We start from the raw sequence: 21,402 nt of genomic DNA, 5'->3' as shown, positions 1-21,402 counted from the left end.
TGTACACGACTTCCGTGAGGAGACCGAGAGATGCTGGACATCGCCGAAGAGCTGCACCGGTGGGTCGAGCAGGGACGCGACTTCGCCGTGGCCACCGTGGTGGCGGTCGGCGGCAGCGCCCCTCGTCAGCCCGGCGCGGCCCTCGCGGTCGACGCCGACGGCACGGCGATCGGCTCGGTCTCCGGCGGTTGCGTGGAGGGCGCGGTGTACGAGCTGTGCCAACAGGCGCTGGAGGACGGCGAGACGGTCCTGGAACGCTTCGGCTACAGCGACGACGACGCCTTCGCGGTCGGCCTGACCTGCGGCGGCATCATCGACATCCTGGTGACGCCGGTACGGGCGGGAGACCCGGTCTGTGAGGTGCTCGCCGCAGGCCTGGCCGCCGCGTCGAGGGGCGAGGCGGCGGCGCTGGCTCGTGTGGTCTCGGGCCCGGCGGAGCTGCTGGGGCGGGCGCTGCTCGTCCGTACGGAGGGCGGGTACGACGGCGGCTTCGGCGCCCACCCCGAACTGGACCGCACGGTGGCGGCGGAGGCGGGCGCGTTCCTGGACGCCGGCCGCACCGGCACCCTGGAGATCGGAGAGCAGGGCTCACGCTGCGGAGCACCGCTCACGGTCCTGGTGGAGTCGTCGGTCCCGGCCCCCCGGATGATCGTCTTCGGCGCGATCGACTTCGCGTCGGCGCTGGTACGGGTCGGCAAGTTCCTCGGCTACCACGTCACGGTGTGCGACGCGCGCCCCGTGTTCGCGACGAGGACCCGCTTCCCGGAGGCGGACGAGATCGTGGTGGAGTGGCCGCACAAGTACCTGGAGCGGACGCCGGTGGACGCCCGCACGGTCCTGTGCGTCCTGACCCACGACGCGAAGTTCGACATACCCCTGCTCCAGCTGGCGCTGCGCCTGCCGGTGGCGTACGTCGGCGCGATGGGCTCCCGCCGAACCCACCTGGACCGCAACGAACGCCTGCGCGAAGTAGGCGTGACGGAACTGGAGCTGGCCCGACTGCGCTCCCCGATCGGCCTGGACCTCGGGGCACGGACACCGGAGGAGACGGCGTTGTCGATCGGCGCGGAGATCGTGGCGAACCGGCGGGGCGGCAGCGGGGTGTCACTGACCGGCGCGCACACGCCGATCCACCATGACGTGACGTCGTCGCTGCCGACCGGGCGGATCGGGTCGGTGGCCTGAGGGCCGCTCCCGAGACCCGCCGACCCAGGAAGCCGGGCGTCGCCTGGTGCCGGACAGACTCGCAGGCTTTGGTAGCCCCCCATCAGCCCATCCGCAGCAGCCGATTCACCGCCCGCCCGAACACATACCGAGCCACCCTCCGCGTCACCGGATCCACCACCCCCGGCAGAAACCGGAACCCCAGCTCCTCCCGCCACACCACCCGGCTGCGCCCGCCCGGCCCCGGCCCCACCTCGATCTCCGCCCACCCGGTGACGACCCGCCCCCGCTTCTCCAACCGGCAGCAGCCGAACGCCCCTTCCACCGGCGGGCGCCACACCGTGACCTCCATGCGGTCGTCGAAGGCCAGCGGGCCAAGCCCCGTGCGGGCCACGAACACCGTGCCCTCGCCCGTCGGCGGGTCCGTGAGGACCGTGACCCGGGTCAGGGGGACGACCTCGCCATGGCGGGGCCACTCGGTGAGACGGCGCCAGGTCTCGTCGAGAGGGAGCGGGGCCGTGCGTTCGAGCTGGAAGTTGACCACGGCAGGATCTTAAGGAATCCGGCCAGCTCAGCGGCGTATTCGTATACGGCTCACAGACTTCGTCCAGCGCGGGGTCGACAGACGGGCGTACACCGGGCGGACACCGGCCCGGCGCGGCGGTGCCCGCTCTACGATTACTCCCAGGGTTGGGCAATCCGCCCGATAACAGGGGGAGTTGATCGTCATGCCGCTGAAGGCCTACGGCGTACTGATCACCAGGGCTGTCGACACCCGGCGCGAGGGCGCCGTCGACACCCCGCACTACCAGATCCATCTGACCGACGACCAGGGCGTGCACTACCGCGCCGCCGTCAACGTGTTGTCCCAGGAGCGTCCCTCCGAGCTGCTCTACCTCGTCGACGAGGACTTCCGGCACCCGGTCACCGCCCGGCTCGCGGGGCTGGCCAGCGGGTGGAACACGCTGCCGTCCGGGCCCGGCGGGCCCAACCTCGACTTCGTGCGGGGGAACCTGTTCGACCCGGCGAAGATGCGCACCCTGCCCCCGGACCTCCCCGGCGACGGCAACGACCTCGCCGACATCCTCGACCACTACGTACGACGGGCCGTCGCCGACCCCGACGCCCGGGTGTATCTGTTCGGTGAGCGCTTCGGGCCCGAACCTGGCGTCAAGGACAAGGTGTTCGGCTTCCTGCCGGGCAACGGCATCCACGACATCCACATGAACCAGGGCAACAGCCGGCGTTTCCGCGGTGACGACGGGGTGTGGCAGGACGGGGGAGTGCTGATCCACTTCCCCGGGCTGGACCGGTGGGTCGGCATCTTCCTCGCCTTCCAGAGCCAGTCCTGGCACACCGACGACGTCACCGGGCACGCCCTCGACGACGTCGACGGCAACCGGCCGGAGCCGGGCACCCTGCCCGTGCGGATCGTCGCCGCGCTCGTCAACCCGCCCGGTCCGTCCCCCGAGGCCGAGACGGTCACGCTCCTCAACGCCTCACCCGACCCCGTCGACCTCACAGGGTGGCGCCTCGGCGACCGCCTGGGGCAGAAGTCCCCGGTGCCCGCCGGAACGCTGGCCGCCGGCGCCTGCCTCCTCGTACCGCTCGCCGAGGGCGGTGCCCAACTCGGCAACCACGGCGGCGAGATCACCCTCTTCGACGCCAAGGGCCTGAAGGTCCACGGAGTCTCGTACACCAAGGAACAGGCCACCCGGGAAGGCTGGTCCGTCGTCTTCTGAGCCCTCCCGCCCGCACCCGCGCCGGCCAGGGCATGCGTCAGCGGTACACCTTCCCCGGCTCCGCCTTCCCCGGCGCCAGCAACTGCGGCACCGTCACGAACACATACCCCCGTGCCTTGAGCGCGTCGATGATGCCGGGCACCGCCGGGACCGTCCCGTCGTAGAGGTCGTGCAGCAGGATGATCCCGTCCCGGGACGCCTGCGCGAGGACCCGCTTCTGGATGAGGGCCGAGTCGGTCGTCATGTAGTCCTTGGCGGTGACCGTCCACAGCACCTCCGAGAGGCCCAACTCCGCGCAGATGTCGTGGACATCGGTGTCCGTGCGGCCCTGCGGCGGCCGCATGAGCGTGGGTCTCTTACCGGTGAGGCGCTCTATCGCGTCGTTCGGGCGGTTGAGCTCCTCGCGTATCTCGTCCGGCTTCAGCGAGGTCAGGATCTTGTGGTCCCAGGTGTGGCTGGCCACCTCGTGGCCCTCGTCCGCCATGCGTTTGACGAGCTCCGGGTACTTCTCGATGTGCCGCTTGCCGAGGAGGAAGAAGGTCGCCGGGACCTGCTTCTCCTTGAGGATGTCGAGGAGCCGCGCGGAGTGCTCGCTCGGGCCGGCGTCGAAGGTGAGCGCGATGCACTTGGCGTGACGGCAGTCGACGGTCCCGAACCGGGCCTGCGCGGTGGCCGGCGCCGCATGGGCCCGGGCGGCGCTGGGCGCGGTCGTGTCGACCTTCGCGCAGCCGGTCAGCGACAGCGTGAGACACGCTGCCGCCGCCGACATCAGCGCCGCTCGGAACCCGGCCCCCGTTTTGTGCATCTGGTTGGTCAGAGATGGCATGTCGGGACTATACACAGCGATTATACTCGCGGTTTATAGTCTATTTGATCATGCCTGTGAACCGGCTACTGCGCGTAGAACGTGGCATCCCCCCGGTCCGTCGCCGTGGCCGGCGTCTGCACGTAGAGCAGGTAGTCGTAGTGCCGGATGTACCGGCCCGCGTAGTTGTAGGACTCGTACGAGATCCCGGCCGAGTCGGCCAGCCCGGACCGCTGGTAGAAGCTCGCGTCGGAGGCGAAGGCCGACGTGCCGTCGTTCTTCTCCACCCACACCTCGAAGTTCTTGTGCCGCAGGTAGTAGCCGGGGAAGTTGGCCGACTCCAGCGAGACCGTGCCGGTGCCCGCGAGACCGGTGACCACCCGGAACTGTGAGTCGGCGAGCGGCGAGACGTTCGCCTCGATCTTCGCCCGGTACTCCCAGTGGCGGATGAACCGGTCCGCGAAGTTGTACGAGGAGAAGCGCTTCGGCGTGACGCCGTCGGCGACCGGGATGCCGAAGTCCGGGGTGCCGTCCGCCTTCCAGTAGACCTTCTGTACCCGGGTGCGGCGGTTGGGGTCGTTCAGCGGGTCGCCGCTGATGTCCTTGTAGCTGCGGTCGTGGTAGACGAGGATGTCCGACTTGCCGTCCTCGGACGTGGTGAAGGAGTTGTGGCCCGGGCCGTACTGCGAGGTCGAGGCGTTGCTCTGGAACACCGGCGTCGAACTCTTCGTCCAGGACGCCGGGTTGGTCAGGTCGGCCGTCGCCGACGCGGTCAGCATCCCCAGGCAGTAGTTGGCGTCGGTCGCCGAGGCCGAGTACGTCATGAAGACCTTGCCGCCGTGCTGGATCACCGCCGGCCCTTCGTTGACCTTGTAGCCGACCGTCTCCCAGGACAGTGTCGGCTGCGACAGTTCGGCCGGAGTCCCGCTGATGGTCCAGGGGTTGGCCATCTTGGCGATGAACAGGCTGGTGTTGTTGTTCTCCGACGGGTTGCGCTGCGCCCACGCCAGATACCGCACGCCGTTCACGACGAACGTGGTCGCGTCCAGCGAGAAGCTCTCCCACGTCGTGGTGATCTGGCCCTTCTCGGTCCAGGTCGCCGTCAGCGGGTTGGCGCCAGTGCCTTCCAGGACGTACATGCGGATCGCCCACACATCACTGGTGGACCCGGCGGCGAAGTACACGTACCACTTGCCGTCGATGAAGTGGATCTCCGGCGCCCAGATGTGCGCGCCCATCACACCGCTGCTGTGCTTGGTCCAGATGGTCACCTCGGAGGCCGTGGACAGGCCTTGGATCGTGGTGGCCCGGCGCAGCACGATGCGGTCGTACTCGGGGACGGTTGCGGTGAAGTAGTAGTAGCCGTCGGTGTGTTTGAAGATGTGCGGGTCGGCGCGCTTCTCCGCGATCGGGTTGGTGTAGGTCACGGCGGGAGAGTCGGGGACGGCGGCCTGAGCGGGGGCGGTGCCCAGGGCCGCGGTGAGCGCCACCAGCAGAGCCAGCAGCAGGCGAACGGCGATGCGTCTCAAGGGAGTTCTCCGGATACGGGAGCGGGGGGGAGAGTCAGGTCGTCGGAACGAGGCGCCACTGCTGGCAGTTGTTGTTCAGCCAGGTCCACTGGCGTACGTCGGAGCCGTTCGCGGTGCCGCAGTCGGCGACGTCGGCGACCTTGCCGGTGGACTCGTTGACGATCCGGACGTAGTCACCGGTGGCGGTGAACACCAGCCGGAAACGCTGGCACTTGTTGTTGAGCCACGACCACTGGCGGATGTCGGCGCCGTCCGAGGCGGAGCAGTCCGCGACGTCGGCCACCTTGCCGGTCGCCACGTTGACCAGCCGGTTGGTGTCGTCGCCGAGGTCCTCGATCCGCCACTTCTGGTTGGTCCCGCCGTTGCAGGTCCACTGGAAGATGTTGTTGCCGTCGGCGGTGCTGCCGCCGTTCACGTCCAGGCACTTGCCGCTGTTGCGGTTGACGAGCGTGTACGACGTCGGGGTCGCCGCCGTCTCGCCGGACGGGCCGGGCAGTGAGGTGCCGAGGGCGACGGGGGTGCTGAAGTTCGGGGTGCCGTCGGCGTTCCACGTGAACTTCTGGGCGCGGGTGGTCCGTCCGTTGCCGCAACCGCCGGAGGAGGACGAGTTGGCGTGGTAGACGATCCAGTTCTCGGTGCCGTCAGGGGAGGAGAAGAAGCCGTTGTGTCCTGGGCCGTAGACGCTGTTGGCGTCACTGCGCTGGAACACGGGCGACGAACTCTTCGTCCAGGACGACGCGTTGAGCGGGTTGGACCCGGTCAGTTCCAGCATGCCGAGCTTGTAGTCGGCCGTCTGGCAGGAGCTCGCCGAGAAGGTCAGGAAGGTGCGGCCGTTGTGATAGAGCGGCTCGGGGCCCTCGTTGACGGGGGAGCCTGAGGTCTCCCAACTCGCCGTGGGGCTGGAGATGATGGTGAAGGTGCTGCTCGCCAGCGTGTACGGGTTGCTCATCGGCGCGATGACCAGGCTCTGCGTACTGCCGTTGATGAAACCGCTGCCGACGAGGTACAGACTGCCGCCGTGCTCCAGCACGCTCGCGTCGATCAGCCAGCCGTTCGGGCTGAGGTTGGAGCCGGTGAGCGTGTTCTTGTAGCTGTACGGGCCCATCGGGTCGGTCCCGGCGCTCTCCAGGACGTGCGTGCGCTGCGAGTCGCAGCAGGCCACCCCGCTCTGTCCGGCGGAGTAGTAGACGTACCAGTGCCCGTTGAGGAAGTGCATCTCCGGCGCCCAGATGTTGGTGTTGCGGGTCGACGTCGTGTCCGACCACACCTGCACGTTGGGCGCGGTGGCGAGGCCCGCCAGCGTCGGCGACTTCCGGATGCCGAGGATGCCGGTGAACGTCGTGGTGATCAGGTAGTAGTTGCCGTCGTAGTACTCCAGCCAGGGGTCGGCGCCCTTGAAGGACTTGAGCGGATTGGTGTACGGGCGGCCCTCCGCGGCCTGCGCCGGCTGGGTCGCCGCCACGAGCGCGAGGAGCAGGCCGAGCACACAGGCGAGCAGCGCTCGGCGGTGTGTCCCGAGGTGAGTCCGAGGCATACGAGACCGTCCCTGTCCGTAATTTCGAACGTAGTTCGTGATTCCGGTCAGAAGATAGGGATGGGGCATGTTCCCGTCAACGGTTGGGGCGGCCGCGGTCTGGGTGTGCCGTACAAGTACGTACGATCTTGGAAGTCGAGGTGTCACCGGGAGGGGATGGCGTGAGCGTGCCGAGAAGCCGGGTCGTGTTCGGGGCCGCCGGTGCCCGGCCGTGCACCCTCGTGCTGTGCCGGGGCTGCTGCTGCGGCGACGCGCGCAAGCACCCCGGCGTCGACCATCAGTGGCAGCTGGACCGGTTGCGGGCCGCCGCCGCGGACTCCGGCGGCCGTCTCGCGGTCCGTACGACCGACTGCCTCGGCCCCTGCGACCAGGCCAACGTCCTGGTCGTGCAGCCCTCGGGGGAGGGCCGACGCCGGGGCGGCCGGGCGACCTGGATCGGCTGGTCCGGCGACGACGCCTGCACGGACGACGTACTGGACTGGGTCGCGGCGGGCGGCCCCGGCCTCGCCGAACCCCCGGCCACCCTCACCCTCCAGTTCATCAACCCACCCCGCCCGGAACTCCGCCGCGCCCGCCGCTGAACGCACGGCACCCCGGCGGAAATCCACGGGCGCCACCGCCCGGCCGAGAGGTACCGTCCGAGCGTGGACGACGAGGACGGATACTTCCCCGAACCCATCGCGGCGACCTACGACGAGTCGTCGTCGGACATGTTCGCGCCGGACGCCGTAGCACCGGTCGTCGACTTCCTGGCCGAACGAGCCGGTGGCGGCAGGGCACTTGAGCTCGGTGTCGGCACCGGACGCATCGCGCTGCCGCTGGCGGCCCGCGGTGTCCCGGTCCACGGCATCGACCTCTCCCGGGCCATGGTCGCCCGACTGCGCGCCAAGCCGGGCGGCGACGCGATCGGCGTCACGATCGGCGACTTCGCGACGACGAAGGTCGACGGCGACTTCTCCGTCGCCTACCTCGTCTTCAACACGATCATGAACCTCACGACGCAGGACGCCCAGGTGGCCTGCTTCCGCAACGCCGCCGGCCATCTGGCCCCCGGCGGCTGCTTCGTCGTCGAGGTCATGGTCCCCGAGCTGCGCAAGCTGCCGCCCGGGCAGCACGCCGTACCGTTCCATGTCGGGGCGGAGCGGCTGGGGTTCGACACCTACGACGTGGCGACCCAGGCGATGAGTTCGCACCATGTCAGGGTCGCGGACGGGCAGGCGACGTACTTCGAGATCCCCTTCCGGTACGTCTGGCCCGCCGAACTCGACCTGATGGCGCGGCTCGCCGGGCTGCGGCTGCGGGAGCGGTGGGAAGGGTGGGCTCGGGAGCCGTTCACCCACGACAGCGGCCGGCATGTCTCCGTCTGGGAGAAACCCGCACACTGACTGCGGCACACCCACCGGAGCGAAAGGAATTCCGTGCAACTCCACACCCGTGAATGGGGCACCGGCGACCGGACGGCCCTGCTCGTCCACGGCATCATGTCCGACTCCCGTACCTGGCGCCGCGTCGGACCGGCGCTCGCGGAGCGCGGTTACCGGGTGATCGCGGTCGATCTGCGCGGCCACGGCCGGTCGCCGCGCGGCGAGTACACCCCGCGGCACTTCGCGGACGACCTCGTCGACACCCTGCCCACCGGTGCCGATGTGGTCATCGGCCACTCCCTCGGCGGGCTCACCCTCTCCCTGGCGGTGGAGCGGCTGCGCCCCCTGCGGGCCGTCTACTCGGACCCTGCCTGGGCTTCGCCGGACCCCGAACAGCCCCTGGACCCCGAGGTGTTCGCGTCCGGCAAGAACGTCACCCGGGAGCACATAGCCCAGCTCAATCCGCGCTGGGACCCCGAGGACGTCGACGTCGAGGTGGCCACGCTGGCCGACTGGGACGCGGACACCTCGTACTTCCTCGACGGCCGCCCCCTCACCGGCTTCGTCCCCGACCGCCCCTTCGTGCCCTCCCTCGTCCAACTCGCCGACCCCAGCTTCCTGGTGGGCGCCGAGGACGTGACGCGGCTGCGGGCGAGCGGCTTCGAGGTGCGCACGGTCACCGGGGCGGGGCACACCATCCACCGTGACGACTTCGAGGGGTTCATGAAGTCCCTGGACGGCTGGATCTGACCGGCTCTCCCTACGCCGCCAACTCGCTGTTCCAGTCCAGCAGTCGTACGAGGTCGTCCTCGCCCGGGCGGGGCGCCCCGGTGGGGCGGTCGCCGCGCGAGAGGGCGCCGCTGACGGTGATGTTGTGTTCCACGCGCGGGCGGCGGAGCGCCTCGTAGCGGGTCAGCGCGGCGTCGAGATCCGGGGCGTCCCGCAGGGACTTGGCGAGGACGACCGCGTCCTCCAGCGCCATCGACGCCCCCTGCCCGGTCGCGGGGGACGCCGCGTGCGCCGCGTCGCCCACGAGCAGGGTGCGCGCGGAGCGCCACGGCGTGCCGACGGGTATCTCCGCGGCGTCGGTGGCGAGCACATCGTCGTGGGTGGCCGCGACGATGTCCGCAGCGGGGCCGCCGTCCTCGCGCAGCAGCCTGACCAGCGGCTCCCGCCAGCCGCCGGGCGCCTTCGGCGGTACGTCGGCCACGCGGGCGAACCAGTACGTCTCCCCGTCGGGCGACACCGCGTACCCGAACGCCGCCCGGCTGCCACGCACCATGGTGAGCTGCTCGGCGGCGCCCGGGGGGCGGGCGGCGCCGGTGTAGCCGTAGAACACGCGCTGCCCGGCGTACCGCGGGCGCACGCCCGGGACGATCGCCTCCCGGACGGTGGAGTGGAGGCCGTCGGCGCCGACGAGCAGGTCGGCCGTCGCAGCGCTGCCGTCCGAGAAGCGGGCGGTGACGCCGTCCGGGCCCTCCTCGACGGCGGTCAGCCGTACCCCGTGCCGGACGTCGATGCCCCGGCGCACCGCCTCCGCCTGGAGCGCGGCGTTGAGGTCGCCGCGGCGCACGCACCGGAACCGCAGGCGCGGATCGTCGGCCTCGCCCAGCGGCCCCCGCCCCATCTCCTCGCCCGCCGCGTCGAGCACCCGCATCTCCCGCAGCGGGAACCCGACCGCCCGGACGGCGGCACCGGCGTCGAGCTGGGTCAGCGCCCGCATGCCGTTGCTCGCCAGCGTCAGGAACGCGCCCAGGTCCTCGGCCGAGTCGGGATGCGCCTCGTGCACGACGACGTCGGCACCCGCCTTGTGCAGCGCCAACGCCGTTGCCGTACCGCCGATCCCGCCACCGATGACCATCGTCCGTATGCGCATGGGAGCGAACGTACCGGCCACAACTGCCTCGTTGCGAGCGGGTGTTCGGCCGGTCAGGACCTCGACAGGTCCAGCAGCACCTTCGAGGCGACCATCCGGTCCTGGGCGGTCGCGAACGCGGTGACGGACTCCGACAGGGGGAAGGTGTGCGTCACGACCGGGTCCACGGGCAGCCCCCCGGCGAGCAGGGTGAGCGCCTCGTCGAACTCGGTGTCGAAGCGGAAGGCGCCCCGCAGTTCGAGTTCCCGGGTGACCACGACGTTGCCCAACAGGCCGATCTCGCCCGGCGGAAGCAGGCCGAGGAGGACGACGGTGCCGCCGCGGTGGACGCGTTCCACGCAGGTGCGCAGCCCCGCCGGGGCGCCCGACGCCTCGATCGCGAGGTCGAAGTCGCCTGCCCAGGACGGGTCTTCGGGCCGGTCGGCCCGTACCGTCGCCGTGGCGCCGACGGCGGTCGCGAGGCGCAGCGGCTCGTCGAAGAGGTCGCTGACGACGACCTCGGCGGCGCCCCGCCGGCGCAGTGCGGCCACGACCAGGCAGCCGATCGGCCCCGCGCCGGTCACGAGGACCCGCCTGCCGCGCACCTCGCCCGCCCGGTTGACCGCGTGCAGCGCCACCGACAGCGGCTCGGCGAGCACGGCGCGCCGCAGATCGAGGCCGGGCGGCAGCGCCCGGATCTGCTCGGCGGGCACGGTGATGGTCTGTGCGAACCCGCCCTGGACGTGCGGGGTGTGGGCGGCGCTGCCGAGGTAGCGGGTGCGGGCGCAGATGTTGCGGCGCCCGCCGGTGCACTCGGGGCAGGTGCCGCAGGGCGTGGCGGGGTGGACGGCGACGGGTGTGCCGGGTGCGGGGCCGTCGGTGCCGGGGCCGAGGGCGGCGACGTGGCCGACCACCTCGTGGCCCAGCACCATGGGCTCGCGCAGGGCGAAGTCCCCGACCCGGCCCCGGTGGTAGTAGTGCAGGTCGCTGCCGCAGATCCCGCCGAGGGCGACGGCGACCGCGATCTCACCGGCGCCGGGACCGTCGTACGGCCGTTCCTCGATCCGCAGATCTCCGGCTCCGTGGACGACACAGGCGTGCATGGGGGCTCCTTGGGTTACAGGACGGAGAGCATGCCGCCGTCGACGTACACGAGTTGTCCGTTGACGAAGTCGGAGGCGGGGGAGGAGAGGAAGAGCAGGGCGCCGACGAGGTCCTCGACCTTGCCCCAGCGGCCGGCCGGGGTGCGCCCGCGGACCCAGGCGCTGAACTCCTCGTCGGCGACGAGGGCGGAGGTCAGCTCGGTGTCGAAGTAGCCGGGGCCGATGCCGTTGACCTGGATGCCGTGTGGGCCGAGGTCGGCGCACATGCCCTTGGTGAGCATCTTCAGACCGCCCTTGGTGGCGGAGTAGGGGGCGATGCCGGGGCGGACGGCCTCGCTCTGGAGCGAGCAGATGTTGACGATCTTGCCGCGGCCGCGCGGCACCATGCGGCGGGCGACCTCGCGGCCGACGAGGAAGGCGCTGGTGAGGTTGGTGTCCAGCAGGCCGTGCCAGTCCTCGTCGGTGAAGTCGAGCAGCGGGGCGCGGCGCTGGGCGCCGGTGTTGTTGACCAGGATGTCGATCGGTCCGGCGCGGTCCTCGATCCGGGCGACGGCGGCCGTGACCGCGGCGGAGTCGGTGACGTCGAAGGCCTCGGCCAGGACCCGGTCGCCGAAGGTCTCGGCCAGCTCCTTGCGGGCGGCCTCCAGGGCGACGGCGTCACGGCCGTTCAGGACGACCGTGCAGCCCGCTTCCAGCAACCCCGTGGCCAGCGCCCGGCCGATGCCACGGCTCGAACCGGTCACCAGGGCCACCTTGCCGGTGACGTCGAAGAGAGGATGACTCATCGCTGTTTTTCCATTCAGTGGAAAACTTATCCACTCAATGGTAATCTGCGGAGCATGAGTGCCACCAGTGAGGTGCCGAGCGATGTCGTGGGCCGGGCCATCCGGCTGCTCGTCCTGGTCGGCGAGCACCCGCACGGCATCACGCTCTCCGAGCTGGCCCGGGCCAGCGGCGTCGCCGTCAGCACCGCGCACCGACTGGTCAACTCCCTGTGCCGGGAAGGCCTGGTGGAGTTCGAGGCCGCCGGCAAGCGCTACAAACCGGGACTCCGACTGTTCCAGCTCGGCCAGCAGGCCGGCCAGGTCTACGGATTCGCCGGCACCGCCCTCCCCGTGATGCAGCGCGTGACGCGGCAGACCGAGGAGGCCACCCTGATGTCCGTCCTCGACGGCACCCGCCATCTCTACGTCCACTACGTCGACGGCCCGCTGCCGGTCGGCGTCCGCAGCGACCCCGGCCGGCACGGACCGCTGCACTGCACCTCCATGGGCAAGGTCCTCATGGCCTTCGCGCCCGACGACGTCCGCGAGGACCTCCTCGACCGCGTCGAGCTCACCCCGCACGGCCCCCGGAGCATCACCGACCGGGACGTCCTGCGCGAGGAGGTCGCCCGCGCCGCCGGACGCGGCTACGCCACGGCCGACGAGGAGCACCACGCGGGCCTGCGCGCCGTCGCCGTCCCGATCCTGCGCCCCGACGGCACCGTCTTCGCCGCCCTGTCCACCGCGGCACCCGCCTTCCGCCGCAGCATGGACGACATGGTCGCGATGGTGCCGGTGCTGCGGGCGGCGGCCGAGGAGCTGGGGGTACGGCTGCCGGCACGGTGATGTTCGGGGTGCGCCTGGGCAGTTGGGGGTGCACGGTGATGTCCGGCGTGCGCCTGGGTAAGGCATCGGTTGGTCCAACCCGCCCTACCGAAAGGCCCCTCCCTTGCGCCCTGTTGACTCGCTCGCCTTCGGCGGCGGCCACGCCGTCGTCGACCCCGGCACCGGCGCCCCCGTCCAGTTCGTCGACGAGGCGGACCCGGCCCGCCGGTTCCTGCTCGACGCCGACGTCACACCGTGGCACTCGGTCGAGCACCAGTGGGGTTCGGGGCACCTGATCACCGACCGGGGCGCGGCCCGCTGGCACGCCCCCGCCCGACTCCGCTGCGAGGACGGCCGGATCGAGGCCGTGCACGAACCCCTCCCCGGCGTCCGGGTCGAGATACGCCGCACAGCGCACGGTTCGCTGCTGCGCGAGCGCTACACGCTCGTCAACGACACGCCCGACCCTCTCACCGTCACCGGCCTCGGCATCCAGGTCCCCTTCGCCGACCGCTACACCACCGCCGAGGAGTCCCTGGACCAGGCCGTCAACGCGCACCTGTTCACCGGCGGTACGTGGGCATGGGCGCTGGCCCGGCCGATGTCCGGCACCGGCAGGTCACTGGGGCTGATCGTGCGCGAGGGCGCCGTCCGCGCGTACTCCGTCGAGTCGCGCAACGTCAAGTCGAACTCCCACGTCCGCGGCCATCTGGTCCTCCTGGTCACCGACCGGGCCCGCAACCCGGAGGCGTTCGGCGGCCAGCCCGAACTCCGCCTGGCGCCGGGGGAGTCGACCACGCTGGCCTGGGAGCTCGGCTGGTACACCTCGGACGAGGACTTCACCCGGGCGACCCGGCCACCCGCCGAACTCTCGGCCTACGCAGCCGAGTTGGGGGACTCCGTCACCGTCCGGGCCGCCTCTGTCACCGCCCCCGACCCGGACGTCAAGGTCGAGCAGACGGCGGAGGGCCGCTTCCGCGTCCAGGCCTCCCGGCACGGCAGCTACTCCCTCGACATCGGAGAGGGCGCCCGCACCGAGGTCCTCTTCCATCTGCCGCTGGAGGAGATGGTCCGCCGCCGCGTCGCCTACATCACCCGGCACCAACGGGCCCGGGAGCGCGCCGGGTTGCTCGCGCACGCCTTCGTGCCCGTCGACACCCGCACCGGCCTCACCCAGTCCACCAACGGCTGGTCCGACTGGACGGACGGCTCCGAGCGGATCGCGATGCCGCTGCTGCTCCAGGCCGCCGCCACCCGGGGCTGGGCGGACCCGGCGGAGATCGACCCGCTGCTGGACGGCTGGTCGGCGTTCGCCTGCCGGTACCTCCTCGACGACACCGACGCCCCGCGCCGCGGCTCGCAGGACCACGACAGCGGACCACGGCTGTACGACATGCCGTGGCTGGCCCGGTTCTTCCACGACCGGTACCAGGCCCACGGCCGGGCGGACGACCTCGAACGCGCCGCCCGCATCCTCGAACGCAGCTACGCCATGGGCGGCGCCCTGCATCTGTCCATCGGGCTGTCGCCGGCGGTGCTGGACGTCTGCGCCCGGCTGGAGGCGGCCGGGCAGGCGGACCGTGCCCAGGCCCTGCGGGGACAACTGATCGACAGCGCACGGGAGTTCGTGCGTCTCGGCAGGAAACTCCCCGCCCACGAGGTCAACTACGAGCAGTCCATCGTGGCCCCGCTCCTCGACCTCCTCTCCGACGCCCACGCCCTCACCGGCGACCCCGTCCTCCTCGACGCCGTCGCCGAACGGCTGCCCTGGCTGCTGGCCTTCGGCGGGCCGCAGCCGCACGCCCGGCTGCACGGGATCGCGATCCGGCACTGGGACGGCTTCTGGTTCGGCGCCGACCGGCTGTGGGGCGATGTCTTCCCGCACTACTGGAGCACCCTGACCGCGACCACGCTCCGGCGCCTCCCCGCCGCCCTGCGCACCCCCGGCACCGAGCGTCTCGCCGAGGCGATCCTGCGTGCCAACATGGCCAACTACCGCGAGGACGGCTCGGCCACCTGCGCCTTCGTCATGCCCTCGACCGTCGACGGCCGCGCCGCGCACCGCGCCGATCCGCTCGCCAACGACCAGGACTGGCACCTGTATCTGTGGCTGACCTCGGGGCTGGGGGCCGTCAGTCCGTCACGGGACTGATCAGCTCCGACCGCCGGCGGTCCCGAACACCTTCAGGATGCGCTCCGCCGCCAGCGTGGCCGTCAACTCCCCGTCCCTGACCTGCTGTTCGAGGTCGGGGGCGAGGGCCCGGACCGCCGGGTCGGCGTGCAGCCGGTCCAGGAGTTCGTCGCGGACCATGCTCCAGGTCCAGTCGATCTGCTGGTCGCGGCGCTTGGCGGTGAGGCGGCCCGTGGAGTCCAGCAGGGTGCGGTGCTGCTCGATCCGCTCCCAGACGGTGTCCAGGCCGGTCGACTCGCGGGCGCTGCAACTCAGCACGGGCGGGGTCCAGGCCGGGTCGGGGCCGTGCATCAGCCGTAGCGCACCCGCCAGTTCACGGGCGGCGGCCTTGGCGTCGCGCTCGTGCGGGCCGTCCGCCTTGTTGACGGCGATCACGTCGGCCAGTTCCAGGACGCCCTTCTTGATGCCCTGGAGCTGGTCGCCGGTGCGGGCCAGGGTCAGCAGCAGGAAGGTGTCGACCATGCCCGCGACCGTGGTCTCGGACTGGCCGACGCCGACCGTCTCCACCAGGATCACGTCGTAGCCCGCCGCCTCCATGACCACGATCGACTCACGGGTCGCCTTGGCCACACCGCCCAGCGTCCCGGCGGTGGGGGAGGGGCGCACGAAGGCCGCCGGGTCGACGGCCAGGCGCTCCATGCGGGTCTTGTCGCCGAGGATCGAACCGCCGGTCCGCGTGGAGGACGGGTCCACGGCCAGCACCGCGACCCGATGGCCGAGGCCGGTCAGCAGGGTGCCGAAGGCGTCGATGAAGGTGGACTTGCCGACGCCGGGCACCCCGCTGATCCCGATCCGCCGCGACCGGCCGCTGTGCGGGAGCAGCGCGGTGAGCAACTCCTGCGCCAGCACCCGGTGTTGCGGCCGGGTGGACTCGATGAGCGTGATGGCGCGCGCGATGATCGCCCGCTTCCCGTCGAGCACGCCCTTCACATAGGCGTCGACATCGATCACAGCACGCCCTTCACATACGCGTCGGCATCGATCACAGGTCGTGCCCGAGGTCCGACGACAGCCGCTCCACCAGGTCGTGCGCCGCGTCCGGGATCACCGTCCCGGGCGGGAACACGGCCGCCGCTCCCATCTCCAGGAGCGTGGGCACGTCCTGCGGCGGGATCACCCCACCGACGACGATCATGATGTCCTCGCGCCCCTCCTCGGCCAGCTGCTCCTTGAGCGCCGGTACGAGAGTGAGGTGACCGGCCGCCAGCGAGGACACCCCGACGATGTGCACGTCCGCCTCGACGGCCTGCCGGGCCACCTCGGCCGGGGTCTGGAACAGCGGGCCGACGTCGACGTCGAAGCCGAGGTCGGCGAAGGCGGTCGCGATGACCTTCTGGCCGCGGTCGTGGCCGTCCTGGCCCATCTTGGCGACCAGGATGCGCGGGCGTCGGCCCTCCGCCTCCTCGAAGGCGTCGACCAGGGCGCGGGTGCGGTCCACGGACGGGGACTCCCCTGCTTCGTTGCGGTACACGCCGGAGATCGTACGGATCTGGCTCGCGTGCCGGCCGTACACCTTCTCCAGGGCGTCGGAGATCTCGCCGACGGTCGCCTTGGCGCGGGCGGCGTTCACCGCCAGCTCCAGCAGGTTGCCCTCGCCGCCCGCCGCGCGGGTCAGCGCGTCGAGGGCGGCCCGGCATGCGACGTCATCCCGCTCGGCGCGCAGTCGGCGCAGCTTCTCGATCTGCTGGGCGCGCACGGAGGAGTTGTCGACCTTGAGGACCTCGATCGCCTCGTCGTTCGCCACCCGGTACTTGTTCACACCGATCACCGGCTGGCGGCCGGAGTCGATGCGGGCCTGCGTGCGGGCCGCGGCCTCCTCGATGCGCAGCTTCGGGATGCCGGCGTCGATGGCCTTGGCCATGCCGCCCGCCGCCTCGACCTCCTGGATGTGCTGCCAGGCCTTGCGCGCGAGGTCGTACGTCAGCTTCTCCACGTACGCGCTGCCGCCCCACGGGTCGATGACCCGGGTGGTGCCCGACTCCTGCTGGAGCAGCAGCTGGGTGTTGCGGGCGATGCGCGCGGAGAAGTCGGTGGGCAGCGCGAGCGCCTCGTCGAGGGCGTTGGTGTGCAGCGACTGGGTGTGGCCCTGCGTCGCCGCCATCGCCTCCACGCACGTACGCGTGACGTTGTTGAAGACGTCCTGCGCGGTCAGCGACCAGCCCGAGGTCTGCGAATGGGTGCGCAGGGAAAGGGACTTGGTGTTCTGCGGGTCGAACTGCTTGACCAGCTTCGCCCACAGCAGGCGCGCCGCGCGCAGCTTGGCGACCTCCATGAAGAAGTTCATGCCGATCGCCCAGAAGAACGACAGCCGGGGCGCGAACGCGTCGACGTCCAGGCCCGCTTCACGCCCCGCGCGGATGTACTCGACCCCGTCCGCGAGCGTGTACGCCAGCTCCAGGTCGGCCGTCGCACCTGCCTCCTGGATGTGATAGCCGGAGATCGAGATGGAGTTGTACCGCGGCATCCGCTGCGAGGTGAAGGCGAAGATGTCGGAGATGATCCGCATCGACGGCTTCGGCGGATAGATGTAGGTGTTGCGGACCATGAACTCCTTGAGGATGTCGTTCTGGATGGTCCCGGCCAACTTCTGGGGCGGTACGCCCTGTTCCTCCGCGGCGACGATGTAGAGCGCGAGCACCGGCAGCACGGCACCGTTCATCGTCATCGACACCGTCATCTTGTCCAGCGGGATGCCGTCGAAGAGCTGCCGCATGTCGTAGATGGAGTCGATGGCCACGCCCGCCATGCCGACGTCACCGGTCACGCGCGGGTGGTCGCTGTCGTAACCCCGGTGCGTGGGCAGGTCGAAGGCGACCGACAGGCCCTTCTGGCCGGCGGCGAGGTTGCGGCGGTAGAAGGCGTTGGACTCCTCGGCCGTGGAGAAACCCGCGTACTGGCGGATCGTCCAGGGCTGGTTGACGTACATCGTCGGGTACGGGCCGCGCAGATACGGCGCCACGCCCGGACGCGTGTGCAGGAAGTCCAGGCCCTCCAGGTCCTGCCCGGTGTAGAGCGGCTTGACCGGGATGCCCTCCGGGGTCTCCCAGAGCAGGTCGTCGCCGTCACCGGCGTTCTTGACGGCCGCCTGCCAGTCGTCGGCGGTGCCGGTGGCGGCCGGGGTTCCGAGATCGATCCCGGAGAAGTCGGGGACGGTCATCGGGAGACCCCCAAGCGGTCGAGAGCGTCGGTCAGTACGGAGACGGCGTCGCAGCCGGCGAAGACGTAGGAGTCCACGCCCGCGTACTCGGCCGGACGGCCGGCGAGGGAGACGTGCGTGGCACCCGCCGCGCGCAGTTCCCGGGCGGTGGCCTCGGCCTGTTCGGCGTAGAGCGCGTCGCTGGAGCACAGGCAGACCTCGGTGGCGCCGCTCTCCGCGAACGTGCCCTCGGTGACGGCCTCGATGCCGCCCGCCTGGAAGAGGTTCGCGGCGAACGTCAGCCGTGCGGTGTGCGCGGCGGCCGGGCCGAGCGCGGCCAGGTAGACGCGGGGGCGGCTGCCGGTGGCGGCCAGATGGGCGTCGGAGCGGGCGCGCAGTTCCTCGTACGCCTCGTCGCGGCGCACCCGCGGCAGTCCGCCGGACAGCGGCTCGGGGGCGGGCTCGCGGACGACCGGCTTCTCGGCCAGGTGCGGGAACTCGCTGACGCCGGTGACCGGTTCGCGCCGCTTGGCGAGCTTCTTGGAGCGCTCCGCCCAGGTCGTCGCCAGGTCGGTGCGCAGCCGGCCCGAGCGCAGCACGGCCGCCTGGCCGCCGTCCCGCTCGATCGTCCGGAAGAACTCCCAGGCCGCGTGGGCGAGTTCGTCGGTCAGCCGCTCCACGTACCAGGAGCCGCCCGCCGGGTCGATCACCCGGGCGAGGTGGGACTCCTCGATGAGGATCGTGGAGGTGTTGCGGGCGATACGACGGGCGAACGCGTCCGGCAGCCCCAGCTCCTGGTCGAAGGGGAGCACCGTCACGGCGTCGGCACCACCGGCACCGGCGGCCAGGGTGGCGATCGTGGCCCGCAGCATGTTCACCCACGGGTCGCGGCGCGTCATCATCACCGGCGAGGTCACCGCGTGCTGCACCTGGGCGCCCGCCTTCGGCACCCCGCACACCTCGGCCACCCGCGCCCACAGCCGGCGCGCGGCACGCAGCTTGGCGATGGTGAGGAACTGGTCGGCGGTCGCCGCGTACCGGAACTCCAGCTGGGCGCAGGCCTGTTCGGCGCTCAGCCCCGCCTCGGTCAGTGCCCGCAGATACGCGACGCCGGTCGCCAACGAGGCGCCCAGCTCCTGCGCGGCCGAGCCGCCGGCCTCGTGGTACGGCAGCGCGTCCACGGTCAGGGCGCGCACACCCGGGTAGCGCTCGGCGAGCTTCAGCACGGGTGCGAGGTCGTACGACCGCCCGGTGCGCGCCTCGAAGCCCAGCGGGTCGGCGCCCAGGTTGCCGCGCGCCGCGTCGGGGGCGACGCCGCGCTCCTCGTACAGCTTGAACAGTTCGAGTGCGGCGGCCTCGGTCTCGGCGCCCGCGTCGAGGACGACCGGCGCGAGGTCGAGGTAGACGCCGTCGAGCACCCGGCCGAGCTCGGACACCTGGATGCCGCTGCCCTCGCCGAGCGGCAGCCACACGGAGGTGACGCCGTTCTCCAGGTCGGTCAGGACGGCCTGGCCGTCCGCCGCCGCGTGCCGCTGGCGTACGTCCCAGCCGCCGGCCGTGTTGCCCTGCGCCCGTCCGCCGCGGACGAACGGGGCGAAGCCGGGCAGGCCGGGATCGGGGGCGGTGTCGCGGGCGGTGTACAGGGGGCGCGCGCCGAGTCCGTCCTCGAGCGCGGTGGCCAGAGCATCCTCCGCCGCCGCGCCCGAGACCTCCTTGCCCGACTTGCGCAGCACCCCGGCCACGAGGTGTTGCCATTGTTCGTGTGTCGCGTCAGGGAACTCGGCGGCCAGCGCGAGCCCGTCGTCAGGCAGGACCGTCATGCTCGGATGCTAGGGCAGATCACTGAAGTTCCAGCAGAGCGCAAGCCTGTGACCTTGTTCTCGCTCTGAATGTGACCTGGCACACTGCCCGCCGAGACCCCGTCAACGACGCAGCTTCACCTTGCTGACCGCGACCACGCCGAGGGCGGCGAGGGCGATCTGGATGAGCCACTCGACCCAGTCGACACCCTTGGTGTCGGCGACGTCCAGGCCGGAGGCTATGCCGGTTCCGATGAACGCGGCGACGATGCCGATGACGATCGTCCACAGAATGCCGATGCGCTGGCGGCCCGGGACGACGAGCCGGCCGAGGACACCGATCACGATGCCGATGACGATCGCGCTGATGACGCCTGAAATCTCCATGGGCGGTCTGCCACCCCTCACTCGTTGGTGACCATACGAGTGCCCGTTCGAACCGAGGTCAGGCCTCCCTGCGGAAGGCCCAGTTCATCCGCGGCTCCATCACACAGCGGAACACCCGCCGCACCGGCGCCGTGCACAACACCGTCACCACCGCGGCGGCGATCACGGAGACGGCGACCTTGCCGAGCGGCTGATGGAACCACTCGACGTGGGACCAGTGCCAGTGGTTGGCGGCCTGGATGACGAACCCGTGCAGCAGATAGCCGTAGAGCGTGCCCGCGCCCAGCGCGGTGAACCACGTCCGGCGACCCGGCACCCACGACAGGAAGCAGCCGACCAGGACCAGCGAACAGCCGAACAGGGCCAGCGTCATGAGCGGCCCGTACCAGTCGGGCACCGCGAAGTCCGCGGCGGCGTCCTTGTGGAAGAACCAGGCGTAGTCCATGCGCGGCACCGCCCAGTACGCGAACACGAGCGTCGCCACCATGACCGGCACCGCCGCGATCCGCACCCGCCACTGCCGCACCAGACTGAAGTGCTCGGGCCGCAGACACAGTCCGAGCACGAAGTACGGCAGGAACTGCAACGTGCGCTGGAGGTCGAGGTCCTTGCCGATGGACGGGGTGAGGGTGGCGAGGGCCGCGACGGTGAGCGCGATCGGCATCGGCCATCGCACCGCCCGCCAGATCGGCGTGGTCAGCCGCCAGATGAACAGCGCGGCCAGGAACCAGGTCAGATACAGCGGGTCCAGCAGACTGATCGCCCGGTCCGGTTCGCCGTCGGACCAGCGGGTGAAATAGGTGTACGCCGTCTCGAAGACGACGTAGGGGACCACGACCCCGGTGATCAGCCGCCTGATCTTCGCCGGGCTCGCGTCGAAGGTCCGCGAGAAGTAGCCCGAGATCACGATGAACGCCGGCATGTGGAAGGCGTAGACGACCATGTAGAGCGCGGTCACGGCACGGCTGTCGGAGCGCAGCGGCTCCCACGCGTGACCCATCGCCACCAGCACGATCGCCAGGTACTTGGCGTTGTCGAAGAACGCGTCCCGCCGCTGGGGCCGTTCTGTCGTCGCCGTCGTGAAACCCGCGGGGTGGGTTGCTCGTCTTACTGGAGTTACGGGTGTGGTGGCAGAGCGCGGCATCCTGTCCGCCTTGCCGACTCAGGGCGACGTAAACCACCGATCGGCGGAACAACCGGGGAG

The 21,402-nt window shown here is 71.1% G+C and carries 19 protein-coding genes; 7 read left to right on the top strand and 12 right to left on the bottom strand.

The window, feature by feature from the left end; genetic code table 11:
* Positions 1 to 30: 30 nt before the first annotated feature.
* Positions 31 to 1,185 (top strand): XdhC family protein, encoded by a 1,155-nt coding sequence (locus tag IQ210_RS38380; RefSeq protein ID WP_194083881.1) that lies wholly within the window; start codon positions 31 to 33, stop codon positions 1,183 to 1,185.
* 82 nt (positions 1,186 to 1,267) lie between these two features.
* On the opposite strand, the gene IQ210_RS38375 is transcribed toward IQ210_RS38380, so the two are convergent.
* The gene (locus tag IQ210_RS38375; protein WP_194083880.1) at positions 1,268 to 1,708 is read right to left on the bottom strand and encodes an SRPBCC family protein; all 441 of its coding nucleotides are present in this window, start codon (positions 1,706 to 1,708) and stop codon (positions 1,268 to 1,270) included.
* Between the two features lie 184 nt (positions 1,709 to 1,892).
* Here IQ210_RS38375 and IQ210_RS38370 point away from each other — a divergent pair, with 184 nt between their 5' ends.
* Positions 1,893 to 2,906, top strand: a complete 1,014-nt coding sequence (locus IQ210_RS38370) for a DUF2278 family protein (protein WP_194083879.1) — start codon at positions 1,893 to 1,895, stop codon at positions 2,904 to 2,906.
* Between the two features lie 37 nt (positions 2,907 to 2,943).
* Here IQ210_RS38370 and IQ210_RS38365 read toward each other — a convergent pair whose 3' ends face one another.
* The 3 genes from IQ210_RS38365 to IQ210_RS38355 all read right to left on the bottom strand — a co-directional run bounded on the left by IQ210_RS38365 (position 2,944) and on the right by IQ210_RS38355 (position 6,774).
* Positions 2,944 to 3,711 (bottom strand): polysaccharide deacetylase family protein, encoded by a 768-nt coding sequence (locus IQ210_RS38365; RefSeq protein ID WP_194083947.1) that lies wholly within the window; start codon positions 3,709 to 3,711, stop codon positions 2,944 to 2,946.
* Between the two features lie 86 nt (positions 3,712 to 3,797).
* Positions 3,798 to 5,240, bottom strand: a complete 1,443-nt coding sequence (locus IQ210_RS38360) for a family 43 glycosylhydrolase (RefSeq protein WP_194083878.1) — start codon at positions 5,238 to 5,240, stop codon at positions 3,798 to 3,800.
* Positions 5,241 to 5,274: 34 nt separating this feature from the next.
* Positions 5,275 to 6,774 carry a family 43 glycosylhydrolase gene (locus IQ210_RS38355; RefSeq protein WP_194083877.1) on the bottom strand — a complete coding sequence of 500 codons (1,500 nt, stop codon included), beginning with the start codon at positions 6,772 to 6,774 and terminating at the stop codon, positions 5,275 to 5,277.
* A gap of 161 nt (positions 6,775 to 6,935) precedes the next feature.
* On the opposite strand from IQ210_RS38355, the gene IQ210_RS38350 reads away from it, so the two are divergent.
* From IQ210_RS38350 to IQ210_RS38340, 3 genes are all read left to right on the top strand, one after another.
* Positions 6,936 to 7,355 carry a (2Fe-2S) ferredoxin domain-containing protein gene (locus tag IQ210_RS38350; protein ID WP_194083876.1) on the top strand — a complete coding sequence of 140 codons (420 nt, stop codon included), beginning with the start codon at positions 6,936 to 6,938 and terminating at the stop codon, positions 7,353 to 7,355.
* 63 nt (positions 7,356 to 7,418) lie between these two features.
* Positions 7,419 to 8,159, top strand: coding sequence for a class I SAM-dependent DNA methyltransferase (locus tag IQ210_RS38345; protein ID WP_194083875.1), 741 nt, complete (start codon positions 7,419 to 7,421; stop codon positions 8,157 to 8,159).
* 33 nt (positions 8,160 to 8,192) lie between these two features.
* Positions 8,193 to 8,888, top strand: coding sequence for an alpha/beta fold hydrolase (locus IQ210_RS38340; protein ID WP_194083874.1), 696 nt, complete (start codon positions 8,193 to 8,195; stop codon positions 8,886 to 8,888).
* Positions 8,889 to 8,898: 10 nt separating this feature from the next.
* Here IQ210_RS38340 and IQ210_RS38335 read toward each other — a convergent pair whose 3' ends face one another.
* Genes IQ210_RS38335 through IQ210_RS38325 form a run of 3 tightly spaced genes read right to left on the bottom strand, consistent with a single transcriptional unit; the run spans position 8,899 to position 11,881 of the window.
* Positions 8,899 to 10,014 carry an FAD-dependent monooxygenase gene (locus tag IQ210_RS38335; RefSeq protein ID WP_194083873.1) on the bottom strand — a complete coding sequence of 372 codons (1,116 nt, stop codon included), beginning with the start codon at positions 10,012 to 10,014 and terminating at the stop codon, positions 8,899 to 8,901.
* A gap of 53 nt (positions 10,015 to 10,067) precedes the next feature.
* Complete coding sequence (locus tag IQ210_RS38330) at positions 10,068 to 11,096, bottom strand: L-idonate 5-dehydrogenase (protein WP_194083872.1); 1,029 nt, start codon at positions 11,094 to 11,096, stop codon at positions 10,068 to 10,070.
* A gap of 14 nt (positions 11,097 to 11,110) precedes the next feature.
* On the bottom strand, positions 11,111 to 11,881 hold the full coding sequence (locus IQ210_RS38325; protein ID WP_194083871.1) for an SDR family oxidoreductase: 771 nt from the start codon (positions 11,879 to 11,881) through the stop codon (positions 11,111 to 11,113).
* A 54-nt stretch (positions 11,882 to 11,935) separates the two neighbouring features.
* Here IQ210_RS38325 and IQ210_RS38320 point away from each other — a divergent pair, with 54 nt between their 5' ends.
* Together IQ210_RS38320 and IQ210_RS38315 are read left to right on the top strand one after the other, a co-directional pair.
* Positions 11,936 to 12,706, top strand: coding sequence for an IclR family transcriptional regulator (locus IQ210_RS38320; RefSeq protein ID WP_194083870.1), 771 nt, complete (start codon positions 11,936 to 11,938; stop codon positions 12,704 to 12,706).
* Between the two features lie 103 nt (positions 12,707 to 12,809).
* Entirely contained in the window at positions 12,810 to 14,837 is a 2,028-nt protein-coding gene (locus IQ210_RS38315) for a hypothetical protein (protein WP_194083869.1), read from the top strand.
* Here the strand turns inward: IQ210_RS38315 and meaB are convergent, their stop codons facing one another.
* From meaB to IQ210_RS38290, 5 genes are all read right to left on the bottom strand, one after another.
* Positions 14,838 to 15,827 carry a methylmalonyl Co-A mutase-associated GTPase MeaB gene (gene meaB / locus IQ210_RS38310; protein ID WP_194083868.1) on the bottom strand — a complete coding sequence of 330 codons (990 nt, stop codon included), beginning with the start codon at positions 15,825 to 15,827 and terminating at the stop codon, positions 14,838 to 14,840.
* A gap of 31 nt (positions 15,828 to 15,858) precedes the next feature.
* Positions 15,859 to 18,033: a methylmalonyl-CoA mutase gene (gene scpA / locus IQ210_RS38305; RefSeq protein WP_194083867.1), complete on the bottom strand. Its 2,175-nt coding sequence runs from the start codon at positions 18,031 to 18,033 to the stop codon at positions 15,859 to 15,861.
* Positions 18,030 to 19,832: a methylmalonyl-CoA mutase family protein gene (locus IQ210_RS38300; RefSeq protein WP_194083866.1), complete on the bottom strand. Its 1,803-nt coding sequence runs from the start codon at positions 19,830 to 19,832 to the stop codon at positions 18,030 to 18,032. The genes scpA and IQ210_RS38300 overlap by 4 nt, the downstream gene beginning before the upstream one ends.
* Positions 19,833 to 19,934: 102 nt before the next feature.
* Positions 19,935 to 20,198: a GlsB/YeaQ/YmgE family stress response membrane protein gene (locus IQ210_RS38295; RefSeq protein WP_194083865.1), complete on the bottom strand. Its 264-nt coding sequence runs from the start codon at positions 20,196 to 20,198 to the stop codon at positions 19,935 to 19,937.
* Positions 20,199 to 20,256: 58 nt separating this feature from the next.
* Entirely contained in the window at positions 20,257 to 21,342 is a 1,086-nt protein-coding gene (locus IQ210_RS38290) for an acyltransferase family protein (protein ID WP_194083864.1), read from the bottom strand.
* Positions 21,343 to 21,402 lie beyond the last annotated feature (60 nt).

Source organism: Streptomyces justiciae (assembly GCF_015163075.1).
In the GTDB taxonomy this organism is placed as follows: domain Bacteria; phylum Actinomycetota; class Actinomycetes; order Streptomycetales; family Streptomycetaceae; genus Streptomyces; species Streptomyces justiciae.
The sequence above is the reverse complement of the archived record's forward strand: the minus strand, read 5'-3'. Positions and strand labels throughout refer to the sequence as shown.